At 48.6% G+C, this 18,212-nt stretch carries 16 protein-coding genes; 2 read left to right on the top strand and 14 right to left on the bottom strand.

The features are described 5' to 3' along the window. Window positions 1–17: 17 nt before the first annotated feature. The 10 genes from DCX48_17025 to DCX48_16980 all read right to left on the bottom strand — a co-directional run bounded on the left by DCX48_17025 (window position 18) and on the right by DCX48_16980 (window position 11,493). Window positions 18–1,217: a hypothetical protein gene (locus DCX48_17025; GenBank protein ID QXE16070.1), complete on the bottom strand. Its 1,200-nt coding sequence runs from the start codon at window positions 1,215–1,217 to the stop codon at window positions 18–20. 14 nt (window positions 1,218–1,231) lie between these two features. Next, window positions 1,232–1,918, bottom strand: coding sequence for a pilus assembly protein PilZ (locus DCX48_17020; protein ID QXE16069.1), 687 nt, complete (start codon window positions 1,916–1,918; stop codon window positions 1,232–1,234). A gap of 21 nt (window positions 1,919–1,939) precedes the next feature. Then, window positions 1,940–3,376 carry a type II and III secretion system protein family protein gene (locus DCX48_17015; protein QXE16068.1) on the bottom strand — a complete coding sequence of 479 codons (1,437 nt, stop codon included), beginning with the start codon at window positions 3,374–3,376 and terminating at the stop codon, window positions 1,940–1,942. 80 nt (window positions 3,377–3,456) lie between these two features. After that, window positions 3,457–4,410 (bottom strand): Flp pilus assembly protein CpaB, encoded by a 954-nt coding sequence (gene cpaB / locus DCX48_17010; protein QXE16067.1) that lies wholly within the window; start codon window positions 4,408–4,410, stop codon window positions 3,457–3,459. Between the two features lie 48 nt (window positions 4,411–4,458). Beyond that, complete coding sequence (locus tag DCX48_17005; GenBank protein ID QXE16066.1) at window positions 4,459–5,010, bottom strand: peptidase A24; 552 nt, start codon at window positions 5,008–5,010, stop codon at window positions 4,459–4,461. A gap of 7 nt (window positions 5,011–5,017) precedes the next feature. Continuing rightward, window positions 5,018–5,239, bottom strand: a complete 222-nt coding sequence (locus DCX48_17000) for a Flp family type IVb pilin (protein ID QXE16065.1) — start codon at window positions 5,237–5,239, stop codon at window positions 5,018–5,020. Window positions 5,240–5,551: 312 nt separating this feature from the next. Next, a complete protein-coding gene (locus DCX48_16995; protein QXE16064.1) occupies window positions 5,552–7,051 on the bottom strand; it encodes a HAMP domain-containing histidine kinase in 1,500 nt (499 codons plus the stop codon). Continuing rightward, on the bottom strand, window positions 7,029–7,739 hold the full coding sequence (locus DCX48_16990) for a response regulator transcription factor (GenBank protein ID QXE16063.1): 711 nt from the start codon (window positions 7,737–7,739) through the stop codon (window positions 7,029–7,031). Before DCX48_16990 ends, DCX48_16995 begins: the two co-directional genes overlap by 23 nt. Before the next feature lie 358 nt (window positions 7,740–8,097). Further along, a complete protein-coding gene (locus DCX48_16985) occupies window positions 8,098–9,744 on the bottom strand; it encodes a Na+/H+ antiporter (GenBank protein QXE16062.1) in 1,647 nt (548 codons plus the stop codon). 393 nt (window positions 9,745–10,137) lie between these two features. Continuing rightward, window positions 10,138–11,493 (bottom strand): NCS2 family permease, encoded by a 1,356-nt coding sequence (locus DCX48_16980; protein QXE16061.1) that lies wholly within the window; start codon window positions 11,491–11,493, stop codon window positions 10,138–10,140. Between the two features lie 214 nt (window positions 11,494–11,707). Here DCX48_16980 and DCX48_16975 point away from each other — a divergent pair, with 214 nt between their 5' ends. After that, the gene (locus DCX48_16975; GenBank protein QXE16060.1) at window positions 11,708–12,124 is read left to right on the top strand and encodes a hypothetical protein; all 417 of its coding nucleotides are present in this window, start codon (window positions 11,708–11,710) and stop codon (window positions 12,122–12,124) included. A gap of 311 nt (window positions 12,125–12,435) precedes the next feature. Here the strand turns inward: DCX48_16975 and DCX48_16970 are convergent, their stop codons facing one another. Then, entirely contained in the window at window positions 12,436–13,359 is a 924-nt protein-coding gene (locus DCX48_16970; protein ID QXE16059.1) for a kdo(2)-lipid IV(A) palmitoleoyltransferase, read from the bottom strand. Window positions 13,360–13,737: 378 nt separating this feature from the next. Here DCX48_16970 and DCX48_16965 point away from each other — a divergent pair, with 378 nt between their 5' ends. Continuing rightward, window positions 13,738–14,808, top strand: coding sequence for a DUF1176 domain-containing protein (locus DCX48_16965; protein ID QXE16058.1), 1,071 nt, complete (start codon window positions 13,738–13,740; stop codon window positions 14,806–14,808). A 110-nt stretch (window positions 14,809–14,918) separates the two neighbouring features. Here the strand turns inward: DCX48_16965 and DCX48_16960 are convergent, their stop codons facing one another. From DCX48_16960 to DCX48_16950, 3 genes are all read right to left on the bottom strand, one after another. After that, window positions 14,919–15,311, bottom strand: a complete 393-nt coding sequence (locus tag DCX48_16960; GenBank protein QXE16057.1) for an SgcJ/EcaC family oxidoreductase — start codon at window positions 15,309–15,311, stop codon at window positions 14,919–14,921. A gap of 57 nt (window positions 15,312–15,368) precedes the next feature. After that, window positions 15,369–17,090: a hypothetical protein gene (locus DCX48_16955; protein QXE16056.1), complete on the bottom strand. Its 1,722-nt coding sequence runs from the start codon at window positions 17,088–17,090 to the stop codon at window positions 15,369–15,371. 75 nt (window positions 17,091–17,165) lie between these two features. Further along, on the bottom strand, window positions 17,166–17,855 hold the full coding sequence (locus tag DCX48_16950) for a PspA/IM30 family protein (GenBank protein QXE16055.1): 690 nt from the start codon (window positions 17,853–17,855) through the stop codon (window positions 17,166–17,168). Window positions 17,856–18,212 lie beyond the last annotated feature (357 nt).

The raw sequence follows: 18,212 nt of genomic DNA, 5'->3' as shown, positions 1-18,212 counted from the left end.
GTGAACGCTGAACATCATCAGGCGCGTTTTAACCAACGCGAGAACCAGCGTTTTTCCGCCGGTCTGGCGCGTACGCCACAGGCCAGATCGACCAATTGGCGTAATCCCTGCTGGAAAGCAGGAGCCGCAGCCAGATTCAATGCGCCGAGCGTGAGGCTCTGCGCCAGCGCGTGGCCTGCATTCGGCAGCACGACATCAATCTTCCGGCCGGTAAATTGTTCAAACTGATCGCGGCTTAACGGCGCGGTCGTAGCAAAACGGCTCTGGTTATGCACCAGCAGCAGACGCTGCCCTTCGCTTTCGTCGCCGATTTCATTCAGTACACGCCGCACATTACGCGCATCCTGAAGCGTCAATTCCGTCACGATGATGCGCAGATCCGCATAGGTCAGTACGTCCAGCGCCCCGGTCGGATAGCTGCTGGGCAGATCCCAAATCACCTGATTGAACATGCGGCACAGTGCACCGCCGAGATTCAGCACGTTATCCACCTCAACCGGGCTCAATTCACCCAGTTCTGGCTTCTGCGCTAGCAGGTGCAAGCGGGTATCCACGCGCAGCATGGCGCGCTGCAACAGTCGGGTATCCAGTTCCTGAGTCCCTAATACCGCCGCCAGACCCGCATCATCGGTTTGCCCTTGCAGCAGCAGTTGGTCACCGTTACGACGGTCAAAATCCACCAGTGCCACGGGTAAATGACGTTCACCAGACAGCAGGCGACTCAGCCCCATCGCCACAGTGCTGGCACCACTTCCGCCGCTAGCGCTGACGACCGCAATCGTTCTGCCCATACGTGCATATTCCGGCCCAGCCTGTTGGCCTTCACACTTCGCCAACGTTGTCGCCAGCAGATCCAGCGTGAGCGGTTTGACCAGATAGTCCACCACGCCCGCCTGAAGCAGCGCGCGGTATAAACCAACATCTTGCTCTTTGCCTGTCGCAATAACCTGACTGGTAGGGCCGCAGACGCTCAGTAGTTCTTCCAGCGCGGGAAGCGGCCAGTGCGCGCCTTCCAGATCCACCAGTAAAATGCGCGGCGGAACATTCAGTTCACACCATTGACGAGCAGCGGCGATACCACCGGACATCACCGGTACATCCGGCTGTTTCAGGCGAGTAAAGAGATCGCTGATATCAGCTACATCGCGTACGTCATTGGCGAACGCCACCAGCGGCAGCGCCAGTTCTTCACCATCGTTAGGGGTAATTTCACTCATGGAATGTCACGCCCTTAATCTTCTTCAAAGTTAATGTCGATAAGCTCTTTCACTTCACCTTTGTGATAGCGTTCGATGCTATTGACTGCCGCCACGCCATCCGCACCGTCCAGCGCTTTCGCCTGAATCAGATCGCGTGGTTCAGCGACTATCATCGCCAGATTGTTTTGCGTAGCGCAGCCGAGAGTGCCTATCGCCTCATAGGGCTTCACCATCAGTTGATTGGGATCGTTGATCGTGCAGCGGGTGGTTTTGACGACCAGCGCCTCGGAGATCACTTCCAGATCGCCAGTTTGTCCGCTCGCAGTAGAACGGCGCATCTGTTTCACATTCTGCGCATTGGCACCGGCATTTTTCAGCACCGTCGCCAGTCGCCCGGCCATCTGCTCGCCGCTCGCGCTGTGCGGGATAAGCGTTAGCGTCTGCGCGGATAACCGCCCTTGATCTTTCAACATGATATTGAGCTGTTTCAAGGATTCCGGCAGAAAGCCCCGCCCGTTCGGTGCAACCAGCAACGGCACGGACACTGATGAAGGCTGAACCGCGATCGGTTGCAGAGCAGGCTGATCAAAGCGCTGCATCCGCACATCGTTAATCGGCTTGTTCCATCCGCATCCTGCCAGCAGAAAAACGGCGGTTAGCACTGCCGCACGCACGTGCAGCGGGCGAAACGGAGGGTGGTTGCTGTTGATCGTTTTCATATTTTATTTCCCCTCACGAACTCAGTAGAGATAGCCGATAGATGCAGAACGTGGCATAGACGAGTCCAGCATTTTTACGCCTTGTCCCGGCGTCTGAAGATCGCCTGCATTGACCGGCTCGACCACATAAGCGGTCGCGATAATTACCAGTTCCGTTTCTTCCTGACTGGTGGATTCGCTTTCAAACAGGCGGCCAAACATCGGGACGCTACTCAGCCCCGGCACGCCGTTGATTGTCTGGCTACCCGCGCTGCGCAGCATCCCCGCTAGCGCAAAACTCTGTCCGCTAGCCAGCTCCACCGTGGTATCTGCACGACGTACCGTTAAGGCTGGAATACGCGATCCGCCTTCCAACTGTACGGAACCTACGTCCGTGAGTTCGCTGACTTCCGGCGCAATGTGCAGGCTGATGCGGTTGGCAGACAGCAGCGTCGGCGTCATACGCAGAATCACACCGTAGGATTTGTAATCGATGCTGACGCTGTTGTTGGTGATCAAAACGATGGGCACTTCACCACCCGCGGCAAAGGCAGCGGTTTCCCCTGACATCGCCGTCAGGTTGGGTTCAGCCAAAACAGTTGCCATGCCCTGCTGGTTCATGGCGGTTAACAATCCGCTCAGTCTGGAACGACCGAAGTTCAGGAAGCCCGAATCCGTTGGGTTAGCAAATCGACCGGTTGTGGCGTTGAACAGATTCAGGCGCGAACCGCTGCCTGCGCTCATGTTGCCGCTGCCAGTGCTCAATGATGCCGCCCAGTTGAATCCCAGTTCACTGGTCAACTTGCGGGACACTTCCACCACGCGCACCTGAATATTGATCTGCGAAGGCGTTTTGATTTTGAGCTGGTTGATCACTTTGCCGGAGGATTCGCTGGAGCCAGGCAGTTTTTCGCCACCGCCTCCACCGCCGCCCTGCCCGCCTGCGGACGCACTGATATAAGCCTGTATGCTGTCGATGACACGCTTGGCGTCCTGCGGTGTATCGACGCTGCCGCGCACAATCACACCGCTAGGAATCGAGGCTTCCAGTTGGATATCCGCACCGGGGAATTCACGCTTCATGCGTTCACCCAACGCTTTCAAATCATGTTCAGACACCAGACGAATGGCGTTGATAACGTTGCCATTTTCGTCCATCGCATAGAGCGTGGTGGTGCCGACGCTTTTGGCGTAAACAAACAGGTTACCCGGAGAAGGTAATTCAAAACTGGCAATATTCGGATCGGCCACCAGCACGCTGTCTGGCAGCGCGTCGAGCTGTAATAACCGCCCCTGATGCACGGTCAAGTGCACCACGTTGGTCTCAGCCACTTCAGATACCCCGGCAGCCATCGTGGTCGCAGGCAACATCATCGTCGTCAGCGTGACAGGCAATACCGCATTAAACAGGCCAGCGGCCAGCAATCGTTTGCACGTACCCTGAAAGTCCGATTTCAAAAACAGCGAAAACATCGTCATTTACTTAATTTCCGTAATGGGCTTCATTGTTCTATGAGCAACTCGCGGCACCCCGCAGGCTGTCAGATTGCGTATTTGTTCTATCGGGAGGGGAACGTCACCACGTCTTTTTGCTCACCGCGATACGTTTTGACTTTATGACCGCCGGATCCTGCGGATAAAACACCATAGATATCCGTAGCCTGTGTCACAGTGGTTACTTGAGAAGGTGCGGTAACCAAATCCCCTGTTTCATCCGTAGCTGCGCTACGCAGAGACAGATGTAAAACACCTAACTCTTTTGCAACAGCCAACATTTCGGCTTGCTGCGGCGTCACTTCCAGCGTGACGGTTTGATAGGTAGCGGTACGCGAGCGAGTTCCCATCGCGGATTCACGACTTTTGGCTGTAGTATTCAGCTCACCACCGTCTTCTGCACTGACATCCGTACGCGGGTATATAGGGGCATCTGTGCGATCGTTAAGCGCCAACACACGCAAATCGCGCACAATGGTCTGTGAAGCCAAAAGCGGCATCATAACTGGCTGGGTGCGGCTTACCGGCAGTTCTGGCTGATCGTCTCTTTTCATACTCAGGATGATGTCGACACGGTCGCCCGCCGTCACTAATCCGGCATTGCTGGCAACGGCACTGGTAGGCACAGAAATAGCACGCATGCCTTTATGCAATACGGCAGCAACAAAGCCCGGTTCATTCGGCTTAACCAATACGTTGCTGGTCAACGGTGTACCTTCCGCTACCGTTTCACGCAGCGTTGCGCCCAGCAGCAAAGACTGGCTGTCTTTACCACGAATAAAATTGAACGTGCGGGAAACGGGTTTATCTGTTTCGTCCCAGCGCAGTGATGCGGAGTCAATGAAATCACCGGGATGAAGCGCTTTCGCGGCCACCAGAACTGCGACTTTTTCCGGTGCTTTAACCACCATCGGAGGTGGCGCTGGGGGTTCAGAAGAGAGATGGCTACGCACCATCAGCGCAACAATGCCTGCCAGCACGAGTGCGCCTGACAGTACGTATGTAGAGTTCACTTTCATTTCAACTTGCCTACCCTAGCGTGTGTGTCTTAAAAAGCTGCGACAGAATTAAAACAAGGGAAAAATCAGGACATACATCGCGCCAAACGCGATGGCTACGCCGTAAGGTATGCCTTGAGAAAGATCGGCGGGCAACGCGGGTGGCATAGGCAACCGACTCTTGAATATCCGGTTGGTGGTTTGAATGCCCATCGCCACCGCTGTGGGTACGGTATTAAGCAGCGGCAGACTAAGTGCTAAAACACCACCAGCCAGCGCTGTCACCATGACGAAAACGATCTGATGTCCTTGACCCACCCACAGGCACAGCACACTCATCAGCTTGACATCACCAGCGCCTAATCTGCCGGTGAGGAAAAGCAAAAAACCCACAACCAGTACTGCCGCCGCGCCTGGTAACGCCCATAACGTTTTCTGTAGTGCCAACCTATCTAACGCACCGGATTGCAGGACGTGTGAAGCACTGAAAAACAGCCAGCCCAGCAATAAAATCAATACCGCCTGATTCGTGATTTTGCGTACTAACAGATCGGTACTGATACACCACAGCAGACAGCCCATCAGCAGCGCCGTCTGCGGCCAGTGCGTGTAATCCGCCATCTCGCGCTTATTTCGCTGCGCCGGATGTACCGCCGCTGGTGCCCGTGCCGGTAATCTGATCGGCAATTTGGCTGAATTTTTCATTCAGCGCTTTTACGAAAATACCGTCGCCGCCGAAAATAGCGCCGATGGCCGCAGCCATTGCCGCCGCAAGAATGCCGTATTCGATTGCCGTTACACCGCTCTCGTCACGCAGGAAAGAACGCAATTTTGCTTTCATATTTTTCATGGGAAGACTCTCTAATCCGCAGCCAAAGAAATCATGGCCTACTCGGGGATTCGTGGGCGCCATGATGATAATAAGATTAATAATGAGACTTATTATCAAACACTACAAGCAGCAGAACATTAATATTCGTTAATCTTTCCATTAAGAAAATTATCAATATAAATCAATAACTAACATAAGTTTTATTGCGGGAAAAATTAATAAATATTCATATTTTTTGCAAGGGTATTCATAAAAACCAGAGAGGATCGTCGTGGTGATCGGAGTACAAACCGCTCACCACGAGTCGTATTCATTGCGAGGAAAAAGACATTAACAGCGATTGAGGCACAGATAGACGTTCAACCCCGGTTCGGAGGAGTCCAGATAGAGCTTACCGCCGTGCAGATCGGTAATCGCCTGAACCAGAGACAATCCTAGCCCATAGCCGGACTGAAACCAGGTATCCAGCCGTTGAAAGCGCTGTAGCGCTTTGGTGTGCAGTGCAGGCGGAATACCCGGACCTCGGTCCGCAACGCTTAGGGCGATCCAACCGCGATAAAGCGTCACACTCAACGTGATGTATTTCCCCTGTGCCGCGTATTTCAGCGCGTTTTCCACCAGATTTGCCAGCGCCTGAAACAGCAGCGCACGGTCGCCAAAGAGCTGGATTCCGGCTTTGATTTCAATCTTCAAGCGACAGCCGCGCGTTTCCGCCAGCGGTTGATAATATTCGGCAATTTCTTCCAGCAGTTGGCGCGCCTCAATGTTCTCAAACTGATGCACGCAGCGCCCGCTTTCGATTTCGCCGATACGCATCACGGTACGGAACAGCCCGAGGATTTTATGCACCTCGTCCACCGCCAGATTCAATTCATCACGAACGTCGTTATCCAGCCCTGCACGCTCAGTCAGGTTGAACAAACGATTTTGCAGATGCGTCAACGGAGTACGCAGTTCATGTGCAACATGGCTCGATGTATTGCGCACCTGCTCCATCAGGCGCTCAATCCGTTCCAGATTCTGGTTAATATCGGCGCTCAGGCTGTCAAAATCATCATCGTAAGGCGACAACGGCATACGCACCTGCTGCTCACCGCTGCTGTAGCGATGCAGCGCCGCGCGGATTTTCTCCACGCTCCGCAAGCTACGTAAGCTGAAATGGCGGCTGACAAACAGGCAGAAGAGCAGCACGATAAACAATCCAGCTCCCGCAACAAGCGGGATCGTCCTCACTCGTTCTAACATGGGTCGAATGTTGTAAGCGGTAAACAGCACGCCCCCATCATCCAACATGACGGACAAACCAATCAGATTGGGATCGTCTGGGCTGGAAATTTCGGCTTTAAGACAGCTGACATCCATCTGGCAATCAGTATGCTGGCGCATTTCCAGAGGATGCGTGTTGGCAGAATCGGGGGTTAAAGGATGCGTTCTTAGAGGATGATTGTGATACAGAATATCACCGTGTTTATTCATCACCAGAAACAGCGGTAATTCATCACCCTTCGCTCGATTATCCTGTCGTAATTGCGCAATCAGGCTATCGGCATTGGTTAAACGCGACTGCATCGAGTAATCATAAATATTACCCAGAATAACTTCACGGACATGCGTTCGAATCAGCGTTTCGCTTAATGAACTGAAGCCAACAATACACATCAGCATCATCAATAAGAACAGAAAAACAATGGTTATTGCCTGACGAAAATTAGAGGTACATAAAAAACCGGGGTATTGGCTTGCCCCTAGTAATTGCCAGTGTTTTATTTTTATCTGCCAGCGCTGCCCCAGCTTCTTTATTTTTATTTTATTCAGCGTGGCTGCCAACATCAGTTTTGTCCTTATCTACCGCGCCTAATGCGTAGCCCATCGCTCTCAGCGTTTTAATTAATGGACGAGGGAATCCTTTATCAATTTTCGCCCGCAGCTTTGACATATGAACGTCGATCAGATTGGTCTGCGGATCAAAATTGTAGCCCCATACTCGCTCTAACAGCATCGTGCGAGTAATCGCTTGCCCCGGGTTTTCCATCAATATAATCAGTAACTTGATTTCTTTATCGGTCAAATCGATACGCTTGGTACCGCGCCATGCTACGCGCTGCATACGGTCAAGTTGCAGATCTTCAAAAATCAGCATGGAAGGATTATCAGCATGACGTTTACCGCGTCGCGCCATAATATCCAGACGTAATCTAAGCTCATTAAAATTAAAAGGCTTGCCGAGATAATCTTCTGCACCCAGCTCTAACCCCATCACCCGATCGACATCACGATCCAGCGCCGAGAGCAGCATAATAGGCGGATGACGTGAGCCTTGTAATTCACGTAATACCGTAAATCCATCCATGATAGGGAGCATTCTGTCCAACAGAACGACATCATAAACTTCATCCTTGATCGCTTTTAATGCGTGTGCGCCATCGTGCACCATCCGGCAAGAATGGCCGTGGGAATGTAATTTAGACCCGAGCCAATGGCACAGCACAGAATCATCATCAACCACTAATACACGCATAACTTTCCCCTATAAACGTGGCTTATTACCTAATTAATTCAGGGTTAATGTCCGTTTATTTTTTATCTGGTCTTTCAAACAGCCATTCACCCCACGCGGTTCTGATACCGTGCGGGCCGTTTTTTATTTCTGGTTTTCTACTTCTTAGCTTTTTACTTAGGATTTCTATACTGCTAAGAAAAATCCTACGGATAATAACAATCATTATCATTTAGTGACAAGCAGTTTACAATCACCTGACACAGTTCTTAGGTTAGGCGTATAAAAAACATCCCCATCGCTTACGCCATGGGGATGCAGAGGAAGGAAAGAGAAGAGAAAGAAATCAACGCGGTAGCGGGGAGCGCCTCACTGCGTCTTACTCATTTTCGATCAAGAGCGCTTCCATCAGATCGAGGTCGCGCAGCATTTTTTGCAACGTTTCATTGCTGATCTGCTGCGTGGCGCGTAAGTGATACAGCTCTGCACGCTCGGAATTCAGGGCAGTCAGGCGAAAACGCCGCTCCAGATTCTCAATCAACAGACCGTTTTCAGGATCGTCTTTATTGATTAGCCGTCGACGTAGGTTACCGATGACACGTGCGCTGACTTCTTTCAGCACCTGCTCATCAATGTTTTCCTCTCGATCGGCTGCCAGACGCTCCTCCATTTTGTGCATGCTTTTGATCGCCACTTCCGCCACGGCCATCCGCGCCATGCGGATTTCTTTGGCATGCGCCGCTTTGTCCGCCACCACCACACCGCGCAGCAGAAACGGTAGCGCCAGTACGCCACACAGCAGAGAAAACAAAATGACGCCCGTGGCGATAAACACCAGTTGATAGCGTGATGGGAACGCCGTGCCGTCAGTCAGCAACAGCGGAATAGACAGCACCCCCGCCAACGTAATCGCCCCTCGCACGCCGGCAAAGGAAGCGATCCACAGCTCACGCGTGGAAAATTCGGCGAAGACCATAGGGCGCTTTTTTTGGATGTGCACACTGTATGTTCTCATCACCCATAGCCAGCTGAAACGCAGTAACAGCAAGGCACCATAGATGATCGCGATATCGGTAAACAGCATCCAGGTTTCAACCGTTGGGTCCAGCTCTGCCTGCGTAACCGACGTTTCCAGAATGTCCGGCAATTGCAGGCCGAGCATGATGAACACCATGCCGTTGAACACAAATTCCAACATCGACCACACGCCGTTGGCACGCATTCTCATCGTGAGTGGCGCGCTACGAATCACACCCGACTGGCCGATCGTCATCCCCGCCGCTACCGCAGCCAAAATGCCCGACACACCGATGTGTTCAGCAATCAGATACGACGCAAAAGGCAGCAGCAGCAGCAGTACGATCTGCGTTGCAGCATCATCACCACTCCAGCGGCTAATAACGCGCAGCGATTTACCGAATATCCAGGTCACACCGACGCCCGCCAGCAGCCCGCCCAGCGCGACCTGAACAAATTCCAGCGTCGCACCGGAAACCGTAAATACCATCGTGCCCATCGCAATAGCGACAGCAAACTTCAGCGACACCAGGCCGGACGCATCGTTCATCAACGCTTCGCCCTGCAAAATGCCCATCAGTTTTTTCGGAATACGACCTTCGCCTACGATGCCAGACAGCGCGACAGCATCCGTCGGCGACAGTACAGCAGCCAGCGCAAAAGCGGCGATCAGCGGCATCCCTGGCACCATCCAGTAGATGAAATAGCCGATGCCAACCACGGTAATCAGAACCAGAACCAGCGCCAGACCGATAATCTCTCGACCGTGTCTCAGGAACTCACGCGTGGGTGTCTTCCAACCGTCGGCAAACAGCAGCGGCGGAATGAAAAGCACCATAAACAGTTCAGGATTGAAATCAACGTGCAACCCGAACTGGGGCCAGGCGAGGATGGCACCCAGCGCGATTTGCATTAAAGGCAGAGGAACTTGAAAAGGTAAAATGCGCGTAACTACCCCGGAAAGGGATACAACCAGGGTCAAAATAAGAATCGTAAAAAATATTTCCATGCTTTCCTTAGACGTACTCCTAAATCAAAAAACTCTGCCTGCGAGCGCGTGAATTGCCCTTACATATTTAACGCATTTAGTCCGGTATGAAAATGGATTTCTGGGTAAAGAAGAGAGGTTTCCTCCTAAATAATTCAAGCTGCAAGAAGGCGGCGACACAGCGAATCCCCGGGAGCTTACATCAGTAAGTGACTGGGGTGAGCGAGGAAAGCCAACGCACATGCGGTTTGAAGTATGACGGATAATTACTTTATTGATTATCACACAAGTAACATCAACCCAAAGCCAATAAAAGGGCACATAAAATCGCGTTTGACGTAGGTAATGAGAGAGGAAGGAAAAACGGGGAATTACAGACCTTCTGGACGGAGCCAGAAGGTCTGCGGGAAGGGATTACAGCGCCCAGCCGCCAGCGTAGAACGCTACCAGCGCGACAGCGATAATCACTGTACCAATGTTCAGTTTACGCCATTCGCCGGAGCAGATGCGTCCGAGTACCAGTGCACCAAAGCCCAGCATGATGCCGGTCACGATGTTACAGGTCAGTACGATGAATACGGCACATACCAAACCGGACATCGCATCAACGAAATCATCAAAGTTCAGTTTGGAGACGTTGCCCAGCATCAGCAGACCAACGTACATCAGCGCTGGCGCGGTGGCATAGCCGGGAACCAGATACGCTAGCGGGGATACAAAGAGCAGCAGTAGGAACAGCACACCGACTACCGTTGCCGTTAAGCCAGTTTTACCACCAGCCGCCGTACCTGCTGCGGATTCGATGTAGACCGCCGCTGGTGACGTCCCGACCAGACTGCAAAAAATGCTGCTCACGGAGTCTGCGGTGAGTGCTTTACCACCGTTGATGATTTGCCCGTCTTTATCCAGCAGATTCGCCTGTCCGGCTACCGCACGAATCGTACCCGTAGCATCAAACACCGCTGTCATTACCAGTGCCAACACGCTTGGCAGAACCAGCGGCTGCAACGCACCCATGATATCCAGACTGAAGATCAGCGACGAACCGTCAGCCGCCGTTAGACTCGGCAATGCAAAGAAGCCAGCATATTTTACGTTTGGATCAAAAATCAGTCCCAGAATAGAGATCACCACGATAACCAGCAAAATACCGCCCGGTACGCGACGTTTCTCTAAACCGATGGTCGCCGCTAGCCCCAGCAGAGACATAATAACGGGGAAAGAAGTGAAATTACCCAGCGCAACCGGCAGGCCGTCAATCGGGTTTTTTACCACCAGACCTACACCGTTGGCGGCAATAATCAGCAGGAACAGACCGATACCAATCCCTGTACCGTGCGCTACGCCCAGCGGCAGGTTACGCAAGATCCAGGAACGGATGCCCGTGACGGAAATGATGGTAAACAGCACGCCCATCAGGAAGATTGCCCCCAGCGCCACGGGAATACTGATTTGCTGCCCCAGCACCAGACTGAACGCGGTGAATGCGGTCAGAGAAATCGCACAACCAATCGCCATCGGCAGATTGGCCCACAACCCCATCAGCAGCGATCCCAGCCCCGCAACCAGACAGGTCGCAACGAACACGGCCGTCGGCGGGAAGCCAGCCTTGCCCAGCATACTCGGCACCACAATCACCGAGTAAACCATGGCCAGGAACGTCGTTAGGCCTGCTAACACTTCCTGACGCACGTTGCTGCCGCGCTGTGTAATTTTGAAAAAAGCATCAAGCGAGCCTTGCGAGCCAGCCTGACGGGTGGTGTTTGACATGGTGGTATCCCCTGAAATGTCATTATTATTTAAGATCAATTCTGAACGGTTCCCGCAGCCTTGCCCCGCGAGCGCACCAACATCACTGGCGCACCATGAACCGTATGGTCACGCACGCAAACGATTAGCTCGCTGAATGCAGAACCGGAAAACGTTACTGTCTCAAGACATTGTCGAATAAAAACAGGCGGCACTAAACAAGCCGGATAAAACGGTGCCAGACAATGCGAAGCGCACGATTATCCCGCTTACCCCGCGCTTATTTCAACTGCTAATCGAGACAATTTACCTATCTCACATCATCTTTCCGATAAGGAAATGCGCAACTCGTACAGGTAACATTCAATCAGGCAAGCCGCTGAAAACGCGCCAGTATGAAGAAAAAGCAGAAAGGGTTCTTAGACGGAAATCAAAACAGCGGTTTACTCCTCACAAACTGCTCGTTCATTTTTTTGTGATTCACATCACAAAAAAGTTGACCGTCCGTATCTGTGCGAGTATTCTTAAAAACGTGAGCAGCATCACAGAAAACAAATCAACGAACAACGAGGAAATGACCATGAAACTGCTAAACAAAATCATCGCTATGTTTGAAAACATCAACATCAACTTTGGTACTTTCAACCAATAATTATTTAAGAATCGTGGGGATAAAAAAGATGCGCGTTGTCCGCAAAATCAATCAAATATTAAAAGCGTTGGGCAAAACCTATCGCGGTGTTAACCCCCACGCTATCTTCCGTTAATCGTACTCGTGTACGTTAACCACCCTAAAATGGCTGCCATCCGGTAGCCATTTTTGTTTGTACACCTTTATTGTTTCTAGACCTTTTTTCTACACCATGCGTAACTGATTCTGCTCACTATGCAGTGATGGCACCGAAGCGCCATCCGATGTCACACGTGTTTGCGCTATCTCACGATTATCCTTCACTACGCCCATCAGGCATAGAGTGACACTTCGCCTGCCGGACGAGTTTTAAAGCGGCGATGCAGCCAGAGATATTGTTCAGGTGCACGCATGATTTCTTTCTCAATCACCTTATTAATGTAGCAGGCCGCAGCTTGTTCATCATGATAAGGATAATCCTGTAATTCAGGCTGAATCACCAGTTGATAACCCAAAGCATCAGGCTTACGAATCAGCACCGTTGTCATCATCGCGGGTTTTGCCAGACGACTGATGGTGTAGGTACCGCTGGTGGTCGCCGCATTTTTCACCGCAAAGAACGGCGCAAACACGCTGCCTTTAGGGCCGTAATCCTGATCGGGAGCGAACCATACCGCTTCACCACGCTTCAGTGCTTGCACCATGCCACGCAGATCTTTACGGTCGATCATCGCTTTGTTCGAACGTGAACGCCCCCAGGTTTGCACCATTTCCATCGCTTTATTATTGTGCGGACGGTACATCGCCATCATCGGCTGACATAGTCCCATCGCCCTACCGCCCAGTTCCAGTGACATGAAGTGAATACCAATCACCATCACGCCCTGACCTTTTGCGGTAGCATGCTGTAGATGCTCCAACCCTGAAACATCAAACCAGTGGCGCACGCGACGATCGGACCAAAACCAGGCCATGCCCGTTTCGACCAATGCCATTCCAAGCGACGCAAAGTTGCTGTCGATCATAGCTTCCCGCTCGTCATCAGAGATCGTAGGGAAGCACAGCTCAAGATTGCGCCGAGCAATCGACACCCGACGTTTAAGAAAGATACGGGATAAACGACCTGCGCTGCTTCCGATTTTCATCAACAACGGATAAGGAAGTTGGACTAATAAAAACAGCACGCCGAGGCCGAACCAAGTCGTCCAATAGCGTGGATGGAGTAATGCCCTGGTAAATGTTTGCTTAATCTTCATGATACTCATCTTTAAGTGATTAACAGCGTACCGCATAAAGAGTCGTTCTCATCGCGCTACATCTATCATGACACTTATTTATAGGGATCGTTTCAGTTGTGTGGAAAACTTACGTCTGACCGTTATCGCGCATGAGGTTAAAAAGCAGGATAAACATGCTGATAACACCGAGGGGATTTTGCACAGCCGATGAACGGCTGACGGTAGCGATATTATACCCGATTCACGCTCAATAAAGGAGTAGTGGGATAAGAAATATTCGCAATCTGAGGCAACCTGAAGCTAACATAATACCCTGCGCCACTAAACGCGACTGGCTTCCCGACATCAGGTTATAGAAGATAACAAGCCATTGCATAATCAAGGACTTGATGAAATATGTTCTTTCCGCTCCCTTACCGATTCAATATATTAAGTGTTGTCATCGCCAGCATTCCTACGCTCGCATTTTCCACAACATTCTCCGATAGCACTTTCTTTCATAAAGACTGGGAAATCGTCTGCGATAACACGCTAACGTGCCGGGCGGCTGGTTACTCGCCAGAAGAAAAAGGCATGGGAGAAGATACCGAAACTCAAGACGTTTCACTGCTCATAACGCGCCATGCTGGGCAAAATACGCCAATAACGGCTGAGGTTACACTCGCTGAAGTAGACAAAGAGATTTCTAAAGGTACGCGGCTCACACTCGCGATTGATGGTGTGGATAAAGGCGCACTTACCTCGACCGAAGACAATCTCTGGCAGCTCAATGAGACACAAATCCCTGCCGTATTACAGGCGTTGAAAGGGAGCGGGAAAGTGGCTTTTCTGCACGATGGCATGGTTTCCGAACTGTCTGGGGCAGGTGCCTACGCTGTGTTGCTAAAAATGGATGAGAGACAGGGTCGCATTGGCGCAACAGACGCCATCACCAAAAAAGGCAACAAAAGTAGTGAGCTATCCGCCGTAACAGCCCCTGTTATCTATGCGGCAGCAACCCAACAGGAACCCTCACGAAATCTGACGAATGCGGAACAAGCCGCTATCCAGAAAAAGCTGCTTAAGACGCTAAAGGAAGATGACTGCTATGACTTTCCGCCACAGGAAGAAAGAGTAGCAGAACCGATGATGATCACGCCGCTCAATGGCAGCATGTCGCTGCTCAGCACCCTCTGCTGGCGTGCAGCCTACAACGAAGGTTACGCTTACTGGGTCATCGACAACGCCATGCAAACTCAGCCCCAGCTCGTGACCACAATCGGAGTAGGCTACGAAAACGGTGAAATTACCGCCGTACAGAAAGGACGTGGACTCGCGGACTGCATGAGCGATAGTGCCTGGGTCTGGGATGGCAAAACATTCCAGCAAAGCCGAGCATCAATTACAGGCTCATGCCGTATGATCCGTCTCGGCGGCACTTGGGATTTACCCTACTGGACAGCGACTGTGATTAGACCGGGAAAATGAAAGAAATTGGGGCCACTCGCGGGCCTCATATTCAAACATGGGGAAGCTGTTACGAAAGAATAAAAACGCGCTAACATCATCCTGAGCACGCCTGAATTGACTAGACATAATCAGTCAAGAAGTGTTGTTCCATAGGAGTTATCAATAGTGCAAAGCCAGCTTCCATCAGCTTCTTTCCTGAATACGTAGGTCGCTCGCCGAGTTGTTGTGACAATATTCCCCTGATCGTCTGGGTAATAAAACACCGTTTCCATGATAACTAAAGCGTCGCCACCACCTTCTATGACCTGCATATTTCCTTGTTCAACAACAAGTTGATTTTTAAAGTAATCGGCAATAGCGACAAATGCTTTTCTTATATCACCTTTCCCTCTTGCAACCATTCCTGGTTTGATAACAAGTGCAGCATCCTCGGCATAATAATTCATCAAGGCATCAAAATTTCGTGCAGATATTGCTCTATCACAGGCTTCAATGATTTCGCGTATCGGATGTGGCTTCATAAGTATTGACCTCAGTAACGCAGCGCAGAACATTTCATAGTATTTATAATTTATAATTTACCATTTATCATCATTTTTATTACTGCCAAAATCAAAACTACTACTGCTTCCACTGCTTTTACCAAAATCGAATCTACTATCGCTCTTTCCACTATCACTCTTTCCAAAATCAAATGTAGAATCAGATGATGAACGATTATCGCCACTGCTATTTTTATTATAATTACTGTTATTGGAGTTATTATTAGCACTATTAAAAATACTACCTGCAATAATTCCTGAAAGAAAGTCACCGCCATTACTACCTGATCTATGGCGATATATCTTCCTTGGTAGGTTATTACGACGATATTCAGCCTCCATAATTATTTTTTGCTCACTAATCTCTTGTCTTCTCCTATTAGAAGCGCTCTCTTCCAGCTCTCTGTTTATTCGCAAATCCTCCTCAATTAACGCTCTGCGCTGATCCTCCATGTTATCTCGATAATTTTGTTTTTCTTTCTCAAAAACCTCATTATAAAAATAAAATCCAATAACTGCTGACTTCAATTTACCAATCATTTTTTCAGAAATAAAATTATCATCAATTGAATTAATCAAAAATTCATTATTGTCTTTTTGAACTTTAATAAAAGAATGAGAAACGCTTTTTAATGAAACTCTCAACATGGAACTATAGCTCCCTGGTGATTCACTAATGACATTATCGATATTCTTAAGCCTATCACATAAAAACGTTAAGCAAATACTTTCTATTTTCTCAAATAATTCTTTACCTCTATACTCTTCAATATCATTCATATGGAATTTAGCTTTTTCAACAGCCTGTCTTATAAAATTCCGCTCAGTGACTTGAAGGACTGATAACTCTTCTAATTTAGATATTTCCAGTCTAAAACTTTTTTTATTTTTATCCAAAAGTTCTTCCATTATAGAAACAAGATCTTTCTTCCTCTTTTTATATTCAATAATCATCCCTTCGCTATCTAATTCACGTGGCAAATCCAGTTCGATATATGAAATATCTTTAGATAACATATCATCTAGTTGTGTAGCCAAGTCTAATGATTTAATTCTATTTAACTCTTTTTCTTTCGTATCATTAAACTTCTTCTTGTCTTCTCTAGATGAATAATAAGCACAATAACAGAGAACTATGGCGATAAAAATAACAACAAGATACTCAAAAAAACTCGAAGAGTCATCCTCCACTTCTTTTGATGCTGCAATAATATTTTTTAAATTATCATTGTCACTTAATTTATTAATTTCTTTCGCCATTAAAGGTTCTGTTTCTGATGGTGTAATAATCTTATCCTTGTTAAGAATAGGATCATCATCTGGAGTAAATACTTTAAGCTTACCTTCTGAAACATTGACCTTCGTCGTTAACCTATCATGCAGTTCTGTTACATTCCCATAAGAAGTACTAAAAGAATAAGTAGGATCTAACTCCATTGCCTTATTTAAAGAAGCTAATGCTTCTTGTGGTGTCGATTTTCCACTTGGCATTAATCGTTCTTCAATCTGAGATTTCAGATACCAAGACTGAGGTTTATCAGGATGAGCTGCCACTACTTTTTTAATAAGAGCATGAGCTAGTGTCCAATTACCACTACTAACGGCTGCTTTTATTTCACTCGGTTTAGGAACAACCTGATTTTGAGCAGCGATAGCTTTTTGTGGTGAAAAATCAGTGCCACTGATTACCCCTATAAAAAAAATAATACCTATCGAAAAAAAAAGACTTTTAATGATAGAGTAACTGACACTTTTCATAGAACCTCTTATCTTCTATTGAAAAATAAATACAATGGAAGGTATATTTCTATACCCTCGAAGATTATTTTTATTTTATTCTTGTTTTTTATTCATAGCACGTAATGCCGCTAACTCATCTTCAATTGACTCATCAAGGCCATGTCTATCAAGAGAAACCAACTCGTCTTGCTTATCTTTCTCTGCATCAATAAACTCACCACGAGCCTGAGATTTTGCTTCTTTTTTTGCAATATTATCTTCTAAACGATCAAATACTTTAGAAGCGCTATCATAAGAAGCAAAATTACCTACATCAAGTAATTTTGTTGCTTCTTCAGTTGCCGCTGCGACTTTAGAACGCAAGTCAATACTATCTGCCTTTCTTTCCATTTCAGAACGTTTTTTCTGAATGTCATTAAAACGTGAAGTTAATGTAACTACAATATTATCAAATTTAGCTTGCTGGTTTTGAAGCGCTGCCAAATCACTTTCCTGCTGTCTTTTTTCAACAAGAATAGTTCTTGCCAAATCTTCCTTGTCCAACTCAACTGCCTTTGCTGCTCGTTTTTTCGACAAAGCGATTGCAGATTGCTTATCTTCAACTTTCTGTTTGGAAATAATAGCCTGAGATCTGGATTCTACTAACGCCTCTTTGATTTTTTCTTCATTTTCACCGACATCACGAATAAGTTGGCGTGCAGTACGTCCGTCATCAGAAGCCTTATCTACGGAATCATGAAGGAAACCCTTAATTTGTGTCACTACTTTAGATAAAAGACTCATGCAATATCTCTCCTTGTTTAAAATTATTAGTATTAAGCTACCAGACACTTAACAACTCACCGCTAATCCTTTAAATAAATCGCTCTCTTATAATCTATAATATATCTTGTGAAATATAAACCAATTATTATAAATAAACTTTACATTTTCAAAGCTTTGCAACATTTCTAGGTGGATCTACATTCATCCCATTTTTCTAACACTGGCATTAGCCCCACTACCTGAATATCCACAGTGGTCGATGTAAATGAACAGGAAAACATCTTCCTGAAAGGTACTGGCTTGGCGCCGCTGCTCTCAAAACCAGTAAGCGGCATGTGTATAGTTTCCTATCTGAGTAGGGGGAGAATGTGTATA

Source organism: Pectobacterium atrosepticum (assembly GCA_019056595.1).
GTDB classification, from domain to species: domain Bacteria; phylum Pseudomonadota; class Gammaproteobacteria; order Enterobacterales; family Enterobacteriaceae; genus Pectobacterium; species Pectobacterium atrosepticum.
The sequence above is the reverse complement of the archived record's forward strand: the minus strand, read 5'-3'. Positions and strand labels throughout refer to the sequence as shown.

Excerpts from the sequence above, each read along its gene's own strand:
- DCX48_16970 (QXE16059.1), bottom strand. The coding sequence starts at position 13,359 with ATGAAGATTAAGCAAACATTTACCAGGGCATTACTCCATCCACGCTAT.
- DCX48_16995 (QXE16064.1), bottom strand. The coding sequence starts at position 7,051 with ATGTTGGCAGCCACGCTGAATAAAATAAAAATAAAGAAGCTGGGGCAG.
- DCX48_16950 (QXE16055.1), bottom strand. The coding sequence starts at position 17,855 with ATGAGTCTTTTATCTAAAGTAGTGACACAAATTAAGGGTTTCCTTCAT.
- DCX48_17020 (QXE16069.1), bottom strand. The coding sequence starts at position 1,918 with ATGAAAACGATCAACAGCAACCACCCTCCGTTTCGCCCGCTGCACGTG.
- DCX48_17000 (QXE16065.1), bottom strand. The coding sequence starts at position 5,239 with ATGAAAAATATGAAAGCAAAATTGCGTTCTTTCCTGCGTGACGAGAGC.
- DCX48_17005 (QXE16066.1), bottom strand. The coding sequence starts at position 5,010 with ATGGCGGATTACACGCACTGGCCGCAGACGGCGCTGCTGATGGGCTGT.
- DCX48_16985 (QXE16062.1), bottom strand. The coding sequence starts at position 9,744 with ATGGAAATATTTTTTACGATTCTTATTTTGACCCTGGTTGTATCCCTT.
- cpaB (QXE16067.1), bottom strand. The coding sequence starts at position 4,410 with ATGAAAGTGAACTCTACATACGTACTGTCAGGCGCACTCGTGCTGGCA.
- DCX48_16980 (QXE16061.1), bottom strand. The coding sequence starts at position 11,493 with ATGTCAAACACCACCCGTCAGGCTGGCTCGCAAGGCTCGCTTGATGCT.
- DCX48_17015 (QXE16068.1), bottom strand. The coding sequence starts at position 3,376 with ATGACGATGTTTTCGCTGTTTTTGAAATCGGACTTTCAGGGTACGTGC.
- DCX48_16990 (QXE16063.1), bottom strand. The coding sequence starts at position 7,739 with ATGCGTGTATTAGTGGTTGATGATGATTCTGTGCTGTGCCATTGGCTC.
- DCX48_16955 (QXE16056.1), bottom strand. The coding sequence starts at position 17,090 with ATGAAAAGTGTCAGTTACTCTATCATTAAAAGTCTTTTTTTTTCGATA.
- DCX48_17025 (QXE16070.1), bottom strand. The coding sequence starts at position 1,217 with ATGAGTGAAATTACCCCTAACGATGGTGAAGAACTGGCGCTGCCGCTG.
- DCX48_16965 (QXE16058.1), top strand. The coding sequence starts at position 13,738 with ATGTTCTTTCCGCTCCCTTACCGATTCAATATATTAAGTGTTGTCATC.
- DCX48_16960 (QXE16057.1), bottom strand. The coding sequence starts at position 15,311 with ATGAAGCCACATCCGATACGCGAAATCATTGAAGCCTGTGATAGAGCA.